Raw genomic sequence first — 16376 nt, 5'->3', positions numbered from 1 at the left:
CCCGTTGCCGGTTCAGAAAACCGGCTCTTCGCCCGGTTTGTCGGCCACGTGGATCCCGCACTCAACCTTGTCCCAGCCGCGCCAGCGTCCTGCGCGTGGGTCCTCGCCCGGCTGGACCTTGCTGGTGCAGGGCTGGCAGCCGATGGAAAGATAGCCTTCCGCCTCAAGCGGATGGCGGGGCAGGGCATGTGTCTCGAAATAGGCTTCGAGGTCAGCCTTCACCCAGTCGCCGAGCGGATTGACCTTCAGCCGGCCATCCTCGACCTCGAAGCGCGGGATGTTCTGGCGGGTGACTGACTGGAACGCCTTGCGGCCCGAAATCCAGCTGTCGAGACCGGCCTTGGCGCGCTTCAGCGGCTCGACCTTGCGAATCTCGCAGCATCCGTCCGGATCGTAGGACCAGCGCAGGCCCTTGTCGTCCCTGGCCGCGAGCACCGCCGCATCGGGTTCGACGACCCAGCTATTGGCCAGGCCGAAGCTGTCGACGAGCGTCTCGCGATAAGCGAGCGTTTCGGGAAACATCTTGAGTGTGTCGACGAAGATCACCGGGACGTTCGAATCTGCCTGCGCAATGAGGTGGAGCAACACCGCGCTCTCGGTACCGAACGAGGAGACGACCGCCGTCGCGCCGAGAATGTCTTCGGCGAACAGCGCCTTCAACATCTCCAGCGTATCGCCACCCGCGAAGCGCTCATTGAGCGCATCCGCATCCGCCTGGGTGAAGACGGGTCGGGCATCAATGACGTCGATCTTCCGCGCGGCTTCAGCCATGCCGCAGTTTCCACACCGGCACCGCGCCATCGGCTGCCGCCTGATAGACATGCTCGTAGCGCGCGAGCGAGGCGTGCAGGGTGGCGGCGTCGATCTCCGCCTGGGGAGCGAAGCTGTCGAAGCCGCAGCGCTTCATCAGCGGAATCTGGTCAACCAGCACATCGCCGGCCGCACGCAACTCGCCGTCATAGCCTGCCTCGCGCAGGATCCGCGCCGAGGAATAGCCGCGGCCATCGCGAAAGGTCGGAAAGCTCACCTCGATCAGCCCGATCTGTCCGAGATGCGGGATCAGCGAGCGAGCATCGTCGCCTGACTCGATCCGGACGGCGGTGGCGTTGGTCTGGCCGAGGAAGGAATCGAGCGTAACGGCGGGCTCGTCGTGCGGCGCGTCGTCGCGGAAGCGCAGAAGATCACCCATAGATCGCCTCCTTGAACGGATCGATGCCGACCCGGCGATACGTGTCGAGGAAGCGTTCGCCGTCCTCGCGCAGCGAGACGTAACGGTCGGTCACGCGTTCGACCGCATCGACGATGCCGTCCTCGTCGAAGCCGGGGCCGGTGATCTTGCCGAGGCTCGCATCCTCAGCCCCGGAGCCGCCAAGCAGCAGTTGGTAATTTTCGGTGCCCTTCTTGTCGACGCCGAGGATCCCGATGTGACCGGCATGGTGATGACCGCAGGCATTGATGCATCCGCTGATCTTCAGCTTCAGCTCGCCCAAGTCGCGCTGCCGTACCGGATCGGCGAAGCGGGTCGCGATCTTCTGCGCGACCGGGATCGAGCGCGCATTGGCGAGGCTGCAATAATCGAGGCCGGGGCAGGCAATGATGTCGCTGATCAGGTCGAGATTGGCCTCTGCCAGCCCACCTTCGCTAAGCGCCTGCCACACTGCGTAGAGATCGGCCTTGCGGACATGCGGCAACACGATGTTCTGGGCGTGGGTGACGCGCAGCTCGTCGAACGAATAGCGCTCGGCCAGCGCCGCCATCAGGTCGATCTGCGCCGCCGTCGCATCGCCCGGGATGCCGCCGATTGGCTTCAGGCTGATATTGACGATCGCATAGCCCGGCTGCTTGTGCGGCTTCACATTCTGGTCGAGCCAGACGGCGAAATCGGGATCGCTGCGGCTGACCAGCTCGCTCGCACCCTGCTCGAACTTCGGCGGGGCGAAGAACGCGGTGATTCGATCGAACTCGGCCTTGGGCGGATCGATGCCCAGCGCCTTCACGAGCACGAATTCCTCCTCGACCTGACGGCGATATTCGTCAGCGCCAAGCTCGTGGATCAGGATCTTGATCCGCGCCTTGTAGATATTATCCCGCCGGCCATAGCGATTGTAGACGCGCAGGCATGCCTCGACATAGCTGAGCAGGTCGTCGGCGCCGACGAAATCCTTGATCTCGGGTGCGACCATCGGCGTGCGGCCCATGCCCCCGCCGACGAAGATCTTCCCGCCCAGCTCGCCATCGCGCTCAAGCAGCTGAATGCCGATATCGTGCAGCCGCATGGCCGCGCGGTCCTCGTCCGCTGCGATCACCGCGATCTTGAACTTGCGTGGCAGGTAGCTGAATTCCGGGTGGAAGGTGCTCCACTGGCGCAGCAGCTCGGCCCAGGGGCGCGGATCGGCGACTTCGTCCGCCGCGGCGCCGGCATATTGATCCGACGAGATGTTGCGGATGCAATTGCCGCTGGTCTGGATCGCATGCATCTCCACGGTCGCGAGATCGGCCAGGATATCGGGCGCATCGGCCAGCTTGATCCAGTTATACTGGATATTCTGCCGCGTGGTGAAATGGCCATATCCGCGATCATATTTGCGCGCGATATGCCCCAGCATCCGCATCTGGCGCCCATCGAGCGTGCCATAGGGGATGGCGACGCGCAGCATATAGGCATGAAGCTGAAGGTAGAGCCCGTTCATCAGCCGCAGCGGCTTGAACTGGTCCTCGGTGATCTGGCCGGCGAGGCGACGCTTCACCTGATCGCGGAACTCGTCGACGCGGGCGTCAACGATCGCCTGATCATATTGGTCGTATTTGTACATCTCAGATTACCCAGCTTCCTGCCGACGGGTCGGCGGGCTTCAATGTCAGGTCGAGCCGCACCGTGGGACCAAGGGCGCGGACGCGGTCCTTGATATGGGCGGGGCGAGGGCCCTCGGGTGTCGCGGTCGCGTCGATCACATAAGCGGCGTTGGTATGGCGCAGGCCTTCCTCGGCCCGGGCAATTGCCTCACCCTGGTCGCCGACATCCACCGCATCCTCGACATGGCGCGACCAGCCTTCGCCAGTCCACCAGATCACGTCGCCGGTCGGCAGGTCGTTCCCCGTCAGCAATTTCACGCGACACTCTCCGATATCCTGGCCCACCGGCCCAGTTTGTCCTCGGCATCCGACAGATCGACCACCTCGCCCACCACGATGATCGCCGGGCTCGCCACCTTCTCGCGATCGACCATCGATCCCAGATCGGCGAGCAACGTCCTGATCGCCCGGCTGCCGGAGAGCGTGCCGCGCTCAAGCACCGCCACCGGCATCTCCGGCGCGACGCCGTCCCGCATCAGCTTGTCGGCGATGTCGCTCGCGGTCGCGACGCCCATATAGATCACCAGCGTGCGACCCTTGCCGGCAAGGCCCGACCAGTCCTGATCGGTCAGTCCCTTGCACTGGCCAGCGACGAAGCTGACCGCGCTGGAATGATCCCGGTGGGTGAGCGGCAGCATCGCCTCGGCCGCGCAGCCAAGCGCCGCCGATACGCCGGGAATTACCTCGACCGGCAGCCCCGCCGCGCGCACCGCCTCGACCTCTTCGCCGCCGCGGCCGAAGATGAACGGGTCACCGCCCTTCAGTCGCACCACGATCGCGCCGGTCTTCACATGAGCGACGATCAGCGCGTTGATCGCGTCCTGCGGCAGGGTATGCCGGGCACGCTGCTTCGCGACCGATATACGCTGCGCCGATGCGGGCGCGATATCGAGCACACGGCGATCGATCAGTCCGTCATGGACGACGATGTCGGCGGATTTCAGCGCCTCGACAGCACGCACGGTCAGCAGCCCGGGGTCACCCGGGCCGGCGCCGACAAGGATCACACGCCCGCGCGCGGAAGGATCGAGAAGACTTGCCATGAGGCGTGCAGATGGTCCCAGGTCCGGAAAGCCGCAACGGATGCTTGCTTGGGGCACCCTTAGCGAATCTATGCCGCCGCCGGTCGCGTTCCCGCGCTCAGCGCACTTTCTGGAAGTCCGAATAGCTCACGTTCGTGCGTATCTGCTCGGATTTGCCCATCATCGAGCCGGCGAAATCGCTGACGGAATCGCCCGGTACCGCGTGGCCGTCGGCCAGTTGCTGGTAGCGCCCATTGACTGCCATGCTTTTTATCGAGGCGACCATCATCATCCTGAAGCCTTTGGTCAAATTCAGCCGGACCCGCTCGACGAACGGCACCTTGCCCCTGGTGTTCACCAGCGCTTCGGCCTGTGTATCGGGGGAGGCGTCGTGCGACCCGATTTTGAACGAGCCCTTGGGAAGACCCGCAAATCTGAAAAGGACATAGCCGGCTGGCGCATTGCCCCGGGTCGCGGGAGCGCCGATCCAGTCAGCCAGTTCGCCATAGGACGGGACCGGGCCCCGTTTCGTCTTGCGTGACTGGTCAGTTTCCTTGGGCGTCGGCGCGCGCCCGTCGACGCTGATCAGCGACCATCTGTCGGCTTCGGGCCGACGGGGATCGAATTGCTCCACATAGACTTTCCGTGGCGTACCGGCCCGTTCGACCACGAGGGTCCGGCGGAAGCTATAAACGTCGGAGCGTGTCGCCTTTGCCGTCGCGAGGATCTGATTTTGCAGATCGTCGGCATGTGCCGGACTGCCGGCAATGCACGAGGCGACTGCGCCCGTGGCGAGTAGATGGCGTACGAGCAAAATCCCATGCCTTTCCGATGAGTGTCCAAAGCCGCAATGCAGCGCGAATATTCTAGCCTTCGCGCAACCCCACGCCGATCGAGGCACGCGCCTGGTCGGCCTCGCTCGATACGACCGGATAGGCTGCATAGTCCGCCGCGTAGAAGGCAGTGGGGCGGTGATTGCCCGACAGGCCGATCCCGCCGAACGGAGCTCTTGAGGAAGCACCGTTGGTCGGCTTGTTCCAGTTGACGATGCCCGCGCGGGCATTGGCCCAGAACTGGTCGTACAGTGCCGGGTCCTGGCTCAGCAGCGAGGCGGACAGGCCGTAACGCGTGTTGTTCGCCTCGGTGAGCGCATCCTCGAAAGTCTTTGCACGGATCACTTGCAGGATCGGACCAAACAGCTCGATATCGGGCCGGTCGCGCATCTCTGTCGTGTCGATCAGCGCGGGGATCAGGAACGGGCGCCCCTCGACCACGCGCTCAAGATGCCGGATCGGACGTCCGCCGCGCATCATCAGCTCAAGGAAACTTTCGGTCAGCATGTCGGCCGATTCATTGTCGATCACCGGCCCCATGAAAGGGGCAGGGTTTGCATGCGGCTCGCCGACGATCAGGCGGCCGATCAGCTTGTTCACCGTGTCGATCAGCGGATCGTACAGCCGCTCGTCGACGATCAGCCGTCGCGCCGCCGTGCAGCGCTGGCCGGCGGTGGTGAAGGCGGATTGCACGATGATCACCGCCGCGCTGTGCAGATCGGGCGTGTCCCAGGCGATGATCGGGTTGTTACCGCCCATCTCCAGCGCGAGGATCTTGTCAGGCCGGTTGGCGAAGGCGCGGTTGATTGCAACGCCGGTATGCGCCGATCCGGTGAACAGCAATCCGTCGATGCCGTCATGCGTGGCAAGCGCCTTGCCCTCGGCCGGGCCGCCGATCAGCACGCGGATGCAGCCCTGGGGCACGCCGCCGGCATGGAAACACTCGACCAGGAAGGCACCGACCGCAGGCGTCTTTTCCGAGGGTTTAAACACCACCGCATTGCCCGCAAGCAAGGCCGGCACGATGTGCCCGTTGGGCAGATGCGCCGGGAAATTATAGGGGCCCAGCACCGCGAGTACGCCGTGCGGCTTGTGCCGGAGCGCCATGCGCGATCCCATCGGCGCGTCGAGCCGGCGCTGCGAGGTACGTTCGGCATAGGCGCTGACCGAGATGTCGACCTTGGCAATCACCGATTCGACCTCGGTTCGCGCTTCCCACAAGGGCTTGCCGGTCTCGCGGGCGATCAGGTCGGCAAAGGCATCCGCCCTGGCGCGCACCACATTGGCGAAACGGCGGAGCGTCTCGACGCGATAGGTGAGCGGCCGGGCGGCCCATTCGGCCCAACTCGCGCGGGCCATCGCCACCTCGGCGTCGACGTCGCCGATCTCGCGCCGCCAGAGGATCGCGCCGGTCGCGGGTTCTATCGAAACGATCTCGGATGCCATCTTGTCCCGGTCTTGCCCTAGTTCATCAGCGAATTCCACTGGTCCGGCTCAATCGGTCGATAGCGCCGCACCCATTTGGCGTATCGCGGCGATCTTGGCGTGGAAAGCTGACCAGTCGTCGTGCCGGTCGATTGTCGACCAGATCGCCTCGACCTCGTCGATCAGCATCGAGCAGGGCGAGCCGGCCTGCCAATACGCGTGGCTGCGCTCGCTGCGGGGCTCATATCCGGCCAGGACCGCGCGCACTTCGTCGAACGCAGGGCCGTAGCTATCGGGCAAGCCCCCGCCGAAGGCGTCGAAGAAGAACCGGTCGATCGAGGCATTGTCGCCGCGGAGCGCCTTTTCCACCGCCTGCACAAGCCCGCGATCGCTTTCCGCGTCGCGCGGGCGCAGCCCAAGCCGCCAGAGAATCGCATTCGCCACCGCCGGCTGATAATGCTCGCCGAACCGCTCGATCACGGCGATCAGCGGTTCCGCTTCGCTGACCAAGCGGAGCGACACGGCAAGCTGCATCGCGTCCCAATGGATCGCCTCGGGCTGTCGACCGAAGGCATAGAGCCCGGCATGGTCGAAATAGGCGGCGGTGAAAGTCGGGTCCCAGGTCGGGGCGAAGCGCCAGGGGCCATAGTCGAAGCTCTCGCCCGTGACGTTGATATTATCGCTGTTGAGCACGCCGTGGACGAAGCCGGCGGCCATATAGCTCGCCGCCAGCCGCGCGCCGCGCCGGACGACATGGTCGAGCAGCCGGACCGGCGCATCGTCTCCCGCTTCCTCGCCATAATAATGGCGCAACACATAGGCGGTCAGCGCGCGGATGCCGTCCTCGTCACGGTCGTAGGCGAGCCGCTGGAAGGTGCCGATCCGGATATGGCCGTGGCTCAGCCGCACCAGCACTGCTGAGCGGGTGGGGGAGGGTTCGTCGCCGCGCTCAAGCGCCTCGCCGGTCTCGATGAGCGAGAAGCTGCGTGATGTCTCGACGCCCAGTCCCTCCAGCATCTCGGTCGCCAGCACCTCGCGCACGCCGCCTTTCAGGGTAAGGCGCCCATCGCCGAACCGGCTCCAGGGCGTCTGCCCGGAGCCCTTGGTGCCCAGATCCATGAGGCGTCCGCGATCGTCGCGAAGCTGCGCGAAGAGGAAGCCGCGCCCATCGCCGATATCGGGATTGTACACGCGGAACTGGTGCCCGTGATAGCGCAGCGCGAGCGGCCGGGTCAGGCTGCCCTCCAGCGGCGCGAACCGTCCGAAATGCGCAACCCATTCGGCGTCGCTCAACGCCATCAACCCGATGCCAGCGGCGGCGCGGTCGTTGCGGAAGCGCAGCTTCGTTTCGGGAAAATCGGCTGCTTCTACCGGATCGTAGAAACCGCTCCCCAGCTCCAGAATCGCGGTTTCGGGCCGATATGCTTGCGGGGGTAGGGTCATCCGGTGATATGGGAGGTGCAAACCGCAGGATGCAACCATGTCCGCCCCAGAAAATCGTCATTGGGAAAATCGTTACTGGTGGTCGAACGACGGACTGCGCCTTCACTATCGCGACTATTCGGGACGGGAGGATCGTCCGCCGATCGTCTGCCTGCCAGGCCTGACGCGCAACGCGCGTGATTTCGAGGATCTGGCGGCGCGGCTTTCCCCGGAATGGCGAGTCATCGCGGTCGATCTGCGCGGGCGTGGCGAGAGCGCCTATGCCAAGGATCCGATGACCTATGTCCCGCTCACCTATGTGCAGGATATCGAGGCGTTGCTCGGCGAACTGGCGGTGCCGTCCTTTATCGCGTTCGGGACCTCGCTCGGCGGAATCGTCACCATGCTGCTCGCCGGCACCGCGCGGGAGAAGATCGCGGGCGCCCTGCTCAACGACGTGGGACCGGAGATCGAGACGGCGGGCCTGTCACGCATCCGTACCTATGTCGGCAAGTCGAACACCTGGCCGACCTGGATGCACGCCGCGCGCGCCATCGCCGAGGCTAATGGCGACGTCTATCCGCACTATGAGATCGAGGACTGGCTGGCGATGGCCAAGCGGCTCTACCGGCTGAACAGCGCGGGTCGCATCGTGCTCGACTATGACATGAAGATCGCCGAACCGTTCCGCGTCCCCGGCAACGAAGCCGGGCCGGATATGTGGCGTGCGCTGGAGCAATTGAAGGAAGTGCCGGTGCTGATCCTGCGCGGCGGCCGTTCGGACGTGCTCGGAGCAAGGACGGCTGAACGCATGGCGGCGGCGCTTGACGATGCGGAACTGGTGACGGTGACTGGCGTCGGCCACACGCCTGCGCTCGACGAACCCGAGGCGGCTGAGGCGATCGACCGGCTGCTCGGTCGTATCCCGAGGGAACCCACCACCGTCTGAGCGCGTCTTCCTCCCACACGCTGGGAGGCACGCATGCTCGATCTGTCGGATGCCCATACCGAGGTGGTCGGCCTTGCCGGCAAGCGGGCCATCATCACCGGCGGCACCACCGGTATCGGTCGGGCCATTGCAGTGCTGCTCGCTTCCGAAGGGGTAAGGATCTTCATCTGCGGCCGCGATCCAAGGCACCTGGAGGACGCGCTGGCCCGTATTCGGCAGGTTGGCGAGGGCAGCGGCATCGCCACCGACCTGGCCGACGCCGACAATGTCGCCGCCTTTGTGGAAAAGGGTGTGGCGTGGCTGGGTGGCCTCGACATCGCCGTGGTCAATGCAGCTATCCCGGCTGACGGGCTGAGCGAGATGTCGGAGTCCGACCTGCGCTACGCCATTGCGACTGATTTCACCGCCTATCTGCTGACCGCGCATGCGGTGGTGGAGAAGCTCGACGGGCAGGGCGATATCGTCCTGATCGGCTCGATGAGCGCGCACGTGCTCGGCGCTCACTCGACCGTCTATGCCGGGATCAAATACGGCATCCAGGGCTTTGCCGAAGCCTTCCGCCGTGAGATGGGGCCAAAGGGCGTGAAGGTGTCGCTCGTCGAGCCGGGCAAGACGGGTTCGGACATGCAATTGCCCGATATTCCGCCGGACAAGCAGCGCGAGATGGTCCGCGCGGAAGAATCGCTCCGGGCGGAGGACATCGCAGTCGGCGTCCACTACATCCTCACTCAACCCAACCGCGCCGTCGTCCAGCAATTGACGATCGCCCCTCGTGCACAGGCCAGCGAATGAGCTTCACCGTCGATCGTCTCGTCTTCGGCCCGCGCGACGTGGATCTGTCGCGCTCGCCGCTCGCCAGTAAGCTCGGTGCCGAAACCTATGTGCTCGGCGCGTTCAATCCGGGAATGACCCGCCTGCCCAACGGCAATTTGCTGCTCATGGTGCGCGTGGCCGAGGCATTGCGCACGCCGATCGCCGGTGGCCACATCCATGCGATCCGCAGCGAGGGCGACGGCTATGTGCTCGACGCCTGGCCGCTCGATTTCGTCGACACCTCCGACCCGCGGAAATTCATGATGCGCGGGGGTGGCTGGAAGGTGATGGCATTGACCTCGCTGTCCTGGCTGCTCCCGGTTGAACTGTCGGCTGACGGCCGCGGGGTAGTTGCGGTGCACTACGACCGGGCGGTCACGCCGCGCGCGCCCTATCAATGCTACGGCGTCGAGGACGCCCGGATCAGCAGGGTTGGCGGTCGGTATCTGATGACAACCTGTTCCGTCAGCCCCGAACGCCATTCTACGACGCTGTACAGTTCCGAGGACGCGATAGACTGGATGCTGGAGGGGATCGTTCTCGATCACCAGAACAAGGATATGCTGATTTTCGAAGGGCTGATCGGCGACAAGCACTGGGCGCAGACCCGGCCGCTCGGCGATCTCTATTTCGCCTATCCGCCGGGCAGCGAATGGCGTGCCGGGCCGTCGATCAACCTGGCGAGTTCGCCCGACGCGCTTCACTGGAAGCCATTCGACAAGCCCGGCATCCGCCCGCATTCGGCGACCGTGGCGACGGCGCGCATGGGCGGCGGTGCGCCTCCCGTCCTGACCGACGACGGCTGGCTCAGCCTGTGGCACGGTGTGGAACCGCTCGGCGTGGTCGGCATCTATCGCACCTACTGGTCGCTGCTCGATCGCGACGATCCGTCACAGGTGGTCCGCAGCAGCCACGGACCGCTCATCGAACCGGCTCCGGCTCTGACCGAGCCGCTGAAGGATCTGATGTATATCGACAATGTCGTCTTCACGACGGGGATCGCTGACGCGGGCGACCATTACATCGTTGCCAGTGGCGAAGCGGATCTGGCCTGCCGGATCACTCATGTGCCGAAGACGGTGTTCGCCTGATCCCATCCCGCCTTCGGGAGGCGGGCAGGATGGTACTCAGTAATGACGCACCAATCTTTTCCCGCTAACGCACCCTCCCGATGCCGCAGCCCATCAACATCCTGCACCTCCATTCGACCTTCAGCCTGGGCGGCAAGGAGGCGCGGGCGGTTCGCCTGATGAACGCGTTCGGCGAACGCGCGCGGCACACCATCGTCTCCGGCATGCCCGACCAGCTTGGCGCGCGCGACGCGATCGCCGGGGGAATCAGATACGAGATCGCGCAGGATCCGCCGCCGTTGACCGGCAAGCCTTCGGTCTCGCGCTACGAGGCGCTGGCGAAGTTCATGCGGCGTTTCGACCTGGTGCTGACCTATAATTGGGGCGCGGTGGACGGTGTGATGGCGCGGCGTGTCTTTTCGAAGGGCATGCCGCCGCTGGTCCATCATGAGGATGGGTTCAACGCCGATGAGGCGAGCGGACTGAAGATCGAGCGAAACATGTATCGGCGTCTAGCGCTGCCGGCTGTGTACGCGCTGGTCGTGCCGTCGCAGACGCTGGAGAAGATTGCCCTGCGCAGCTGGAAGCAGCCGCCGGAGCGTATCCACCGCATCCCTAATGGCATCGACACGGCGCTCTATGCGGGGAAGCCCGATCCGAAGGCGATTCCCGGCTTCCGTCGCAAACCTGGCGAGGTCGTGATCGGCACGCTTGCCGGCCTGCGCGAGGTGAAGGACCTTCCTGCCCTGGTCCGCGCGGTCGGCGGCGTATCGTCGCGCGTGCGGCTGGTGATTGTCGGAGAGGGGCCCGAGCGAGAGCGGATCATGGACACGGCGGAGGCGATGGGCATGGAGGACCGGCTCCATCTGCCCGGCTTCCTGACGGAGCCGCATCGCTATATCGGCCTGTTCGACATCCTCGCGCTCTCGTCGAAGAGCGAACAGTTCCCGATCGCCGTCATCGAGGGGATGGCGGCGGGGCTGCCGATCGCGGCGCCGAAGGTGGGGGATATCCCCCACATGGTAGCGCCCGAGAACGACGCTTATATCGTCGATCGGACCGAAGTCCGGCTGCGGGATTCGCTTCAGGCGCTTGCCGGATGCCCGCCTGCCGCCCGTGCCTTTGTCGGGTCCCGAAACAGGGCAAAGGCGGTGGCGGACTATGATGAGGGCGTGATGATCGCCCGCTATGCTGCGCTCTACGAAGAGGCGATGGGCAGGCCAGGGACCCTGGCCTGAGTCGCAATTTTCTCGCTAAGCGCAACCCAAACGCTATATCGAACGTAAGTTAAAGTCGGAGGTCGTGTGTTCAAAGGTCTTAAGCCCATCATCTATAACGGCCAGGAAGTCTGGCCGCTGGTGGAGGGCGGAAAAGGCGTCGCCGCGACCAACCACGCTTCAGCCGGCGCCTGGGCGGCGGCCGGTGGTATCGGTACCGTGTCCGCCGTCAACGCCGACAGCTACGATCCCGACGGCAAGATCATTCCGCAGGTGTATCGGGCGCTCAACCGTCGCGAGCGGCACGAGGAACTGATCGAATATGCGATCGAGGGGGCGGTGCAGCAGGTCAGGCGCGCGTTCGACATCGCTGGTGGCAAGGGCGCGATCAACATCAATGTGCTGTGGGAAATGGGCGGTGCCCAGCGCATCCTTCACGGCGTGCTGGAGCGGACTCGCGGCATGGTCGCGGGCGTCACCTGCGGCGCCGGCATGCCGTACAAGCTGTCGGAGATCGCGGCGTCCTATAACGTCAACTATCTGCCTATCATCAGCTCCGGCCGCGCCTTCCGCGCGCTGTGGAAGCGGGCTTATTCCAAGGCCGCGGACTGGCTCGCTGCGGTGGTCTATGAGGACCCCTGGCTCGCCGGGGGTCATAACGGCCTGTCCAATGCCGAGGACCCGCTGAAACCCGAGGATCCCTATCCCCGCGTGAAGGCGTTGCGCGAGACGATGCGCGAAGGTGGCATATCCGATGACGTGCCGATCATCATGGCCGGCGGCGTCTGGTATCTGCGCGATTGGAACAACTGGATCGACAATCCGGAACTCGGCAGCATCGCCTTCCAGTTCGGCACGCGCCCGCTACTGACTCAGGAAAGCCCGATTCCCGAAGGCTGGAAGGCCAAGCTCACCAACATCGAGGAAGGCGAGGTCCTGCTTCACCGCTTCTCGCCCACCGGTTTCTATTCAAGCGCGGTCCGCAATCCCTTCCTGCGCTCGCTCGAGGCGCGGTCAGAACGCCAGATCGCCTTTTCCACCCAGGAGGCTGGCGATCACGTCTTCCAACTCGACGTGGGTGTGAAGGGCAAGAATTTCTGGGTGACGCGCAACGACCTGCTCCGCGCCCGTCAATGGTTCGGCGACGGTTTCACCGACGCGCTGAAGACTCCCGACAACACGCTCGTCTTCGTCACGCCCGAGGAGAAGAGCGTGATCCGCAAGGACCAGGCCGATTGCATGGGCTGTCTCAGCCAGTGCGCCTTCTCGTCCTGGGCTGACAGCGAAACCAATTCGACTGGTCGCCTCGCCGATCCGCGCAGCTTCTGCATCCAGAAGACGCTTCAGGACATCGCCCATGGCGGGCCGATCGACCAGAATCTGATGTTCGCCGGGCACGGCGCGTATAATTTCAAGAGTGATCCGTTCTATTCGAACGGGTTCGTGCCCACGGTGAAGCAACTCGTGGACCGCATCCTGACCGGCGATTGACGGTGTCGGGCGCAGTTTCGACGTGCCCGGACCTTCATATTGACGCGGGGGGCCGCTGCCTCGTAAACACCCGCTCCGGGCGGCCCGGCTGGGCCGCCCTTTTCTGTTGAGGAGACCTGCGGTGCCCATCACCCCACTCATGCCCGTCTATCCCCGCTGCGGGGTGCGGCCGGTTCGAGGCGAGGGCTGCTACCTGATCGGGGAGCAGGGCGAACGCTATCTCGATTTCGCCAGCGGCATCGCGGTCAATGCACTCGGCCATGGTCATCCCAGGCTGGTGAAGGCGATCGCCGATCAGGCCGCGACCCTGATGCATGTGTCGAACCTGTATGGCAGCCCGCAGGGCGAGCATTTCGCGCAGCGGCTGATCGACGCAAGCTTCGCCGATACGGTGTTCTTCACCAATTCGGGCGCCGAGGCGGTCGAATGCGCGATCAAGACCGCGCGGCGGTATCATCATGCCAACGGCAATCCGCAGCGGCACACGCTGATCACCTTCGATACGGCATTTCACGGCCGCACGCTCGGCACGATCAGCGCGACGAACCAGCCGAAGATGCGCGACGGTTTCGAGCCGCTGCTGCCGGGCTTCGCCTACGCGACGTTCAACGATCTCGCCGGTGCGCTGGCGCTGATCGATGACAATACCGCCGGTTTCCTGGTCGAGCCGATCCAGGGCGAAGGCGGCATTCGTCCGGCGAGCGAGGAATTCCTCCAGGGCCTGCGCAAGGCGTGCGACGAGCATGGCCTGCTGCTGGTGCTCGACGAGGTCCAGGCGGGCTATGGCCGCACGGGCAAGTTGTTCGCGCACGAACTCTACGGCGTTACGCCTGACATCATCGCGGTCGCCAAGGGCATTGGTGGCGGCTTCCCGCTTGGCGCCTGCCTGGCAACCGAGGAAGCGGCCAAGGGCATGGTGATCGGCACGCACGGCTCGACCTATGGCGGCAACCCGCTCGCCATGGCGGCGGGAGAGGCAGTGCTCGACGTGATCCTGGAGCCGGACTTCCTTGAACATGTGACTGCGATGGGCGACCGACTGCGCGCCGGCCTTGAGCAGATGATCCCCAATCACGATCATCTGTTCGACAGCGTGCGTGGCAAGGGGCTGATGCTCGGCATCAAGCTCAAATCCGACAGCCGGCGCTTCGTTGCGCATTGCCGCGACAATCACGGCCTTCTGACCGTCGCTGCCGGCGAGAATGTCGTGCGGATCCTGCCGCCATTGGTGATCGACGAGAGTCATATCGCCGAGTGCATCGAGAAGCTGTCCGAGGCGGCGCGGGTCTATGTACCCGCCAGCGACGACTAGAGTGGCCGTGCGCCATTTCGTCGACCTGTCCGACGCGGGCGCGGACGGCATCGCCGCGATCCTCGCTGACGCGCTTGATCGCAAGGCAGCTCGCGCCGGCTGGCCGAAAGGCAGGGCGGACGCTGACGCGCCGCTCGCCGGTCATGCGCTGGCAATGGTGTTCGAAAAGAACTCGACCCGAACCCGCGTGTCTTTCGACATGGCGATTCGCCAGCTGGGCGGCAGCTCGGTCGTCATGGACGCCGGCACGACGCAGCTTGGCCGCGGCGAGACGGTTGCCGACACCGCGCGCGTCCTGTCGGGCTATTGCGACGCGATCATGATCCGCACCGACGATCATGCGAAGGTAGAGGAAATGGCGGCGCACGCCAGCGTGCCCGTCATCAACGGGCTGACCGATGCATCGCATCCCTGCCAGATCGTCGCCGATCTGCTGACGATCATCGAAAGCGGCAAGTCGCTCCCCGGGCTCAAGGTCGCCTGGCTGGGCGACGGCAACAACGTCCTCACCTCGTTCGTCGAGGCAGCGTCGCTGCTGCATTTCGACGTCGTGGCCGCCTGTCCGCAAGGGTTCCAGCCCGATGAGGATATGATCGCCCGCGCCAACGGTCGTGCCCGGGTCGTCGCCGATCCGCGCGAGGCGGTCGAGGGGGCCGACATCGTCGTGACCGACACCTGGATTTCCATGGGCCAGCTTCATGCCGAGACCAAGCTTGCGGCAATGATGCCCTATCAGGTCACCGAGGCGCTGATGGAGATGGCCAGGCCCGAGGCGAAGTTTCTCCATTGCCTGCCGGCCCACCGTGAGGAAGAAGTCGTCTCCGCGGTGATCGACGGCCCGCAATCGCTGATCTGGGAAGAGGCGGAGAATCGTCTCCACGCCCAGAAATCGATCCTGCGTTGGTGCTTCGGCCAGATCGGCTGAGTTGTACGGGCCATTTCGTGCCCTATCTTTTGGCTGACAAGGAAACCCGTTCGCCCTGAGCTTGTCGAAGGGCTGTTCTTCCCGTCGACGGAAGGACAGGGCTTCGACAGGCTCACCGAACGGATTTGCCCGATGGAAACACCCAATACCGATCTCGACCGCGCGCTCGGTTTCACCATTCCGGCGCGCCATGCGCGTGGCCGGATCGTGCGGCTTGGCCCGGTGCTCGACGAGATCCTCGCGGCGCACGCCTATCCGCCGGCGATCGAGGCTTTGCTTGCCGAGGCGTTGACGCTCGCCGCGCTGATCGGGTCCACCCTGAAGGATGCGGGCGGCCAGCTCACTCTCCAGGCCCAGACCGACGGCGGCGTCGTGAAGCTGCTGGTCTGCGACTATCGCGGCGGCGAACTGCGCGGCTATGTCCAGTTCGACGAGGAGAGGCTCGCTGAAGGGCCTCAGGATCCAACCCTGTTCGCGCTGTTCGGCCAGGGCTATCTCGCGATCACCTTCGACCAGGTGGCTACCAAGGAGCGTTATCAGGGTATCGTGCCGCTCGATGGCGCGACCCTTGCCGAGGCGGCGCAGAATTATTTCATCCAGTCGGAGCAGATTCCGACCCTTGTCCGCGTCGGCATCGCGCGCGGGGCCGACGGCCATCATGTCGCGGGTGGACTGTTCCTCCAGCATTTGCCCGAGGGCGAGGATGGCCGCGAACGCCTGCATACCCGGCTCGATCACCCGGAATGGGAGCATGTCGCGGTGATCGGCCAGACCATGGGGGCCGACGAACTGGCCGATTCGACCATTCCGCTCGATGCCCTGGTGTGGCGGCTATTCAACGAGGAGGATGAGGTGCGGCTGCTGCCAACCGCGTCGCTCGTGCGCGGCTGCCGCTGCTCGCCCGACTATATCGCCTCGGTCCTGTCGAAATTTCCCGCGGAGGAGCAGCGCTCCATGGCGGACGAGAACGGCATGATCGTGGTTGATTGCGCTTTTTGCGCACGCAAATTTCCCGTGCCCGTGGCCGATCATTACGCTGCCTGA

The 16376-nt window shown here is 64.8% G+C and carries 16 protein-coding genes; 8 read left to right on the top strand and 8 right to left on the bottom strand.

What is annotated here, in order from left to right:
- Nucleotides 1–12 precede the first annotated feature (12 nt).
- The 8 genes from NDN01_RS10970 to NDN01_RS10935 all read right to left on the bottom strand — a co-directional run bounded on the left by NDN01_RS10970 (nucleotide 13) and on the right by NDN01_RS10935 (nucleotide 7576).
- On the bottom strand, nucleotides 13–771 hold the full coding sequence (locus NDN01_RS10970) for a phosphoadenylyl-sulfate reductase (RefSeq protein WP_272627413.1): 759 nt from the start codon (nucleotides 769–771) through the stop codon (nucleotides 13–15).
- Nucleotides 764–1189 (bottom strand): DUF934 domain-containing protein, encoded by a 426-nt coding sequence (locus tag NDN01_RS10965; RefSeq protein WP_272627412.1) that lies wholly within the window; start codon nucleotides 1187–1189, stop codon nucleotides 764–766. Before NDN01_RS10965 ends, NDN01_RS10970 begins: the two co-directional genes overlap by 8 nt.
- Nucleotides 1182–2813 (bottom strand): nitrite/sulfite reductase, encoded by a 1632-nt coding sequence (locus NDN01_RS10960; RefSeq protein ID WP_272627411.1) that lies wholly within the window; start codon nucleotides 2811–2813, stop codon nucleotides 1182–1184. The genes NDN01_RS10965 and NDN01_RS10960 overlap by 8 nt, the downstream gene beginning before the upstream one ends.
- Before the next feature lies 1 nt (nucleotide 2814).
- Entirely contained in the window at nucleotides 2815–3111 is a 297-nt protein-coding gene (locus NDN01_RS10955) for a DUF2849 domain-containing protein (protein ID WP_272627410.1), read from the bottom strand.
- Nucleotides 3108–3896, bottom strand: a complete 789-nt coding sequence (gene cobA / locus NDN01_RS10950; protein ID WP_272627409.1) for a uroporphyrinogen-III C-methyltransferase — start codon at nucleotides 3894–3896, stop codon at nucleotides 3108–3110. Before cobA ends, NDN01_RS10955 begins: the two co-directional genes overlap by 4 nt.
- Before the next feature lie 97 nt (nucleotides 3897–3993).
- Nucleotides 3994–4689 carry a hypothetical protein gene (locus NDN01_RS10945; RefSeq protein WP_272627408.1) on the bottom strand — a complete coding sequence of 232 codons (696 nt, stop codon included), beginning with the start codon at nucleotides 4687–4689 and terminating at the stop codon, nucleotides 3994–3996.
- 52 nt (nucleotides 4690–4741) lie between these two features.
- Nucleotides 4742–6154: a succinylglutamate-semialdehyde dehydrogenase gene (astD, locus tag NDN01_RS10940; RefSeq protein ID WP_272627407.1), complete on the bottom strand. Its 1413-nt coding sequence runs from the start codon at nucleotides 6152–6154 to the stop codon at nucleotides 4742–4744.
- 48 nt (nucleotides 6155–6202) lie between these two features.
- Nucleotides 6203–7576: a protein adenylyltransferase SelO gene (locus tag NDN01_RS10935; RefSeq protein WP_272627406.1), complete on the bottom strand. Its 1374-nt coding sequence runs from the start codon at nucleotides 7574–7576 to the stop codon at nucleotides 6203–6205.
- A 37-nt stretch (nucleotides 7577–7613) separates the two neighbouring features.
- Here NDN01_RS10935 and NDN01_RS10930 point away from each other — a divergent pair, with 37 nt between their 5' ends.
- From NDN01_RS10930 to hslO, 8 genes are all read left to right on the top strand, one after another.
- On the top strand, nucleotides 7614–8504 hold the full coding sequence (locus NDN01_RS10930; protein ID WP_272627405.1) for an alpha/beta fold hydrolase: 891 nt from the start codon (nucleotides 7614–7616) through the stop codon (nucleotides 8502–8504).
- 33 nt (nucleotides 8505–8537) lie between these two features.
- Nucleotides 8538–9296, top strand: coding sequence for an SDR family oxidoreductase (locus NDN01_RS10925; protein WP_272627404.1), 759 nt, complete (start codon nucleotides 8538–8540; stop codon nucleotides 9294–9296).
- On the top strand, nucleotides 9293–10408 hold the full coding sequence (locus tag NDN01_RS10920) for a glycosidase (RefSeq protein ID WP_272627403.1): 1116 nt from the start codon (nucleotides 9293–9295) through the stop codon (nucleotides 10406–10408). Before NDN01_RS10925 ends, NDN01_RS10920 begins: the two co-directional genes overlap by 4 nt.
- Before the next feature lie 80 nt (nucleotides 10409–10488).
- On the top strand, nucleotides 10489–11625 hold the full coding sequence (locus tag NDN01_RS10915; protein ID WP_272627402.1) for a glycosyltransferase: 1137 nt from the start codon (nucleotides 10489–10491) through the stop codon (nucleotides 11623–11625).
- Between the two features lie 66 nt (nucleotides 11626–11691).
- On the top strand, nucleotides 11692–13095 hold the full coding sequence (locus NDN01_RS10910) for an NAD(P)H-dependent flavin oxidoreductase (protein ID WP_272627401.1): 1404 nt from the start codon (nucleotides 11692–11694) through the stop codon (nucleotides 13093–13095).
- 139 nt (nucleotides 13096–13234) lie between these two features.
- Nucleotides 13235–14407 (top strand): aspartate aminotransferase family protein, encoded by a 1173-nt coding sequence (locus NDN01_RS10905; RefSeq protein WP_443025243.1) that lies wholly within the window; start codon nucleotides 13235–13237, stop codon nucleotides 14405–14407.
- Nucleotides 14408–14414: 7 nt separating this feature from the next.
- Complete coding sequence (gene argF / locus NDN01_RS10900) at nucleotides 14415–15332, top strand: ornithine carbamoyltransferase (protein WP_272627399.1); 918 nt, start codon at nucleotides 14415–14417, stop codon at nucleotides 15330–15332.
- Nucleotides 15333–15464: 132 nt separating this feature from the next.
- A complete protein-coding gene (gene hslO / locus NDN01_RS10895; protein ID WP_272627398.1) occupies nucleotides 15465–16376 on the top strand; it encodes an Hsp33 family molecular chaperone HslO in 912 nt (303 codons plus the stop codon).

The sequence above is a fragment of the Sphingomonas sp. QA11 genome (assembly GCF_028473665.1).
Lineage (GTDB): Bacteria > Pseudomonadota > Alphaproteobacteria > Sphingomonadales > Sphingomonadaceae > Sphingomonas > Sphingomonas phytovorans.
Note: the sequence above shows the minus strand (reverse complement) of the source record. Positions and strands in the feature narration are given on the sequence as shown.

Excerpts from the sequence above, each read along its gene's own strand:
- NDN01_RS10970 (WP_272627413.1), bottom strand. The coding sequence starts at position 771 with ATGGCTGAAGCCGCGCGGAAGATCGACGTCATTGATGCCCGACCCGTC.
- NDN01_RS10925 (WP_272627404.1), top strand. The coding sequence starts at position 8,538 with ATGCTCGATCTGTCGGATGCCCATACCGAGGTGGTCGGCCTTGCCGGC.
- NDN01_RS10930 (WP_272627405.1), top strand. The coding sequence starts at position 7,614 with ATGTCCGCCCCAGAAAATCGTCATTGGGAAAATCGTTACTGGTGGTCG.
- NDN01_RS10905 (WP_443025243.1), top strand. The coding sequence starts at position 13,235 with ATGCCCGTCTATCCCCGCTGCGGGGTGCGGCCGGTTCGAGGCGAGGGC.
- astD (WP_272627407.1), bottom strand. The coding sequence starts at position 6,154 with ATGGCATCCGAGATCGTTTCGATAGAACCCGCGACCGGCGCGATCCTC.
- hslO (WP_272627398.1), top strand. The coding sequence starts at position 15,465 with ATGGAAACACCCAATACCGATCTCGACCGCGCGCTCGGTTTCACCATT.
- NDN01_RS10915 (WP_272627402.1), top strand. The coding sequence starts at position 10,489 with ATGCCGCAGCCCATCAACATCCTGCACCTCCATTCGACCTTCAGCCTG.
- cobA (WP_272627409.1), bottom strand. The coding sequence starts at position 3,896 with ATGGCAAGTCTTCTCGATCCTTCCGCGCGCGGGCGTGTGATCCTTGTC.
- NDN01_RS10960 (WP_272627411.1), bottom strand. The coding sequence starts at position 2,813 with ATGTACAAATACGACCAATATGATCAGGCGATCGTTGACGCCCGCGTC.
- NDN01_RS10935 (WP_272627406.1), bottom strand. The coding sequence starts at position 7,576 with ATGACCCTACCCCCGCAAGCATATCGGCCCGAAACCGCGATTCTGGAG.
- NDN01_RS10920 (WP_272627403.1), top strand. The coding sequence starts at position 9,293 with ATGAGCTTCACCGTCGATCGTCTCGTCTTCGGCCCGCGCGACGTGGAT.
- NDN01_RS10965 (WP_272627412.1), bottom strand. The coding sequence starts at position 1,189 with ATGGGTGATCTTCTGCGCTTCCGCGACGACGCGCCGCACGACGAGCCC.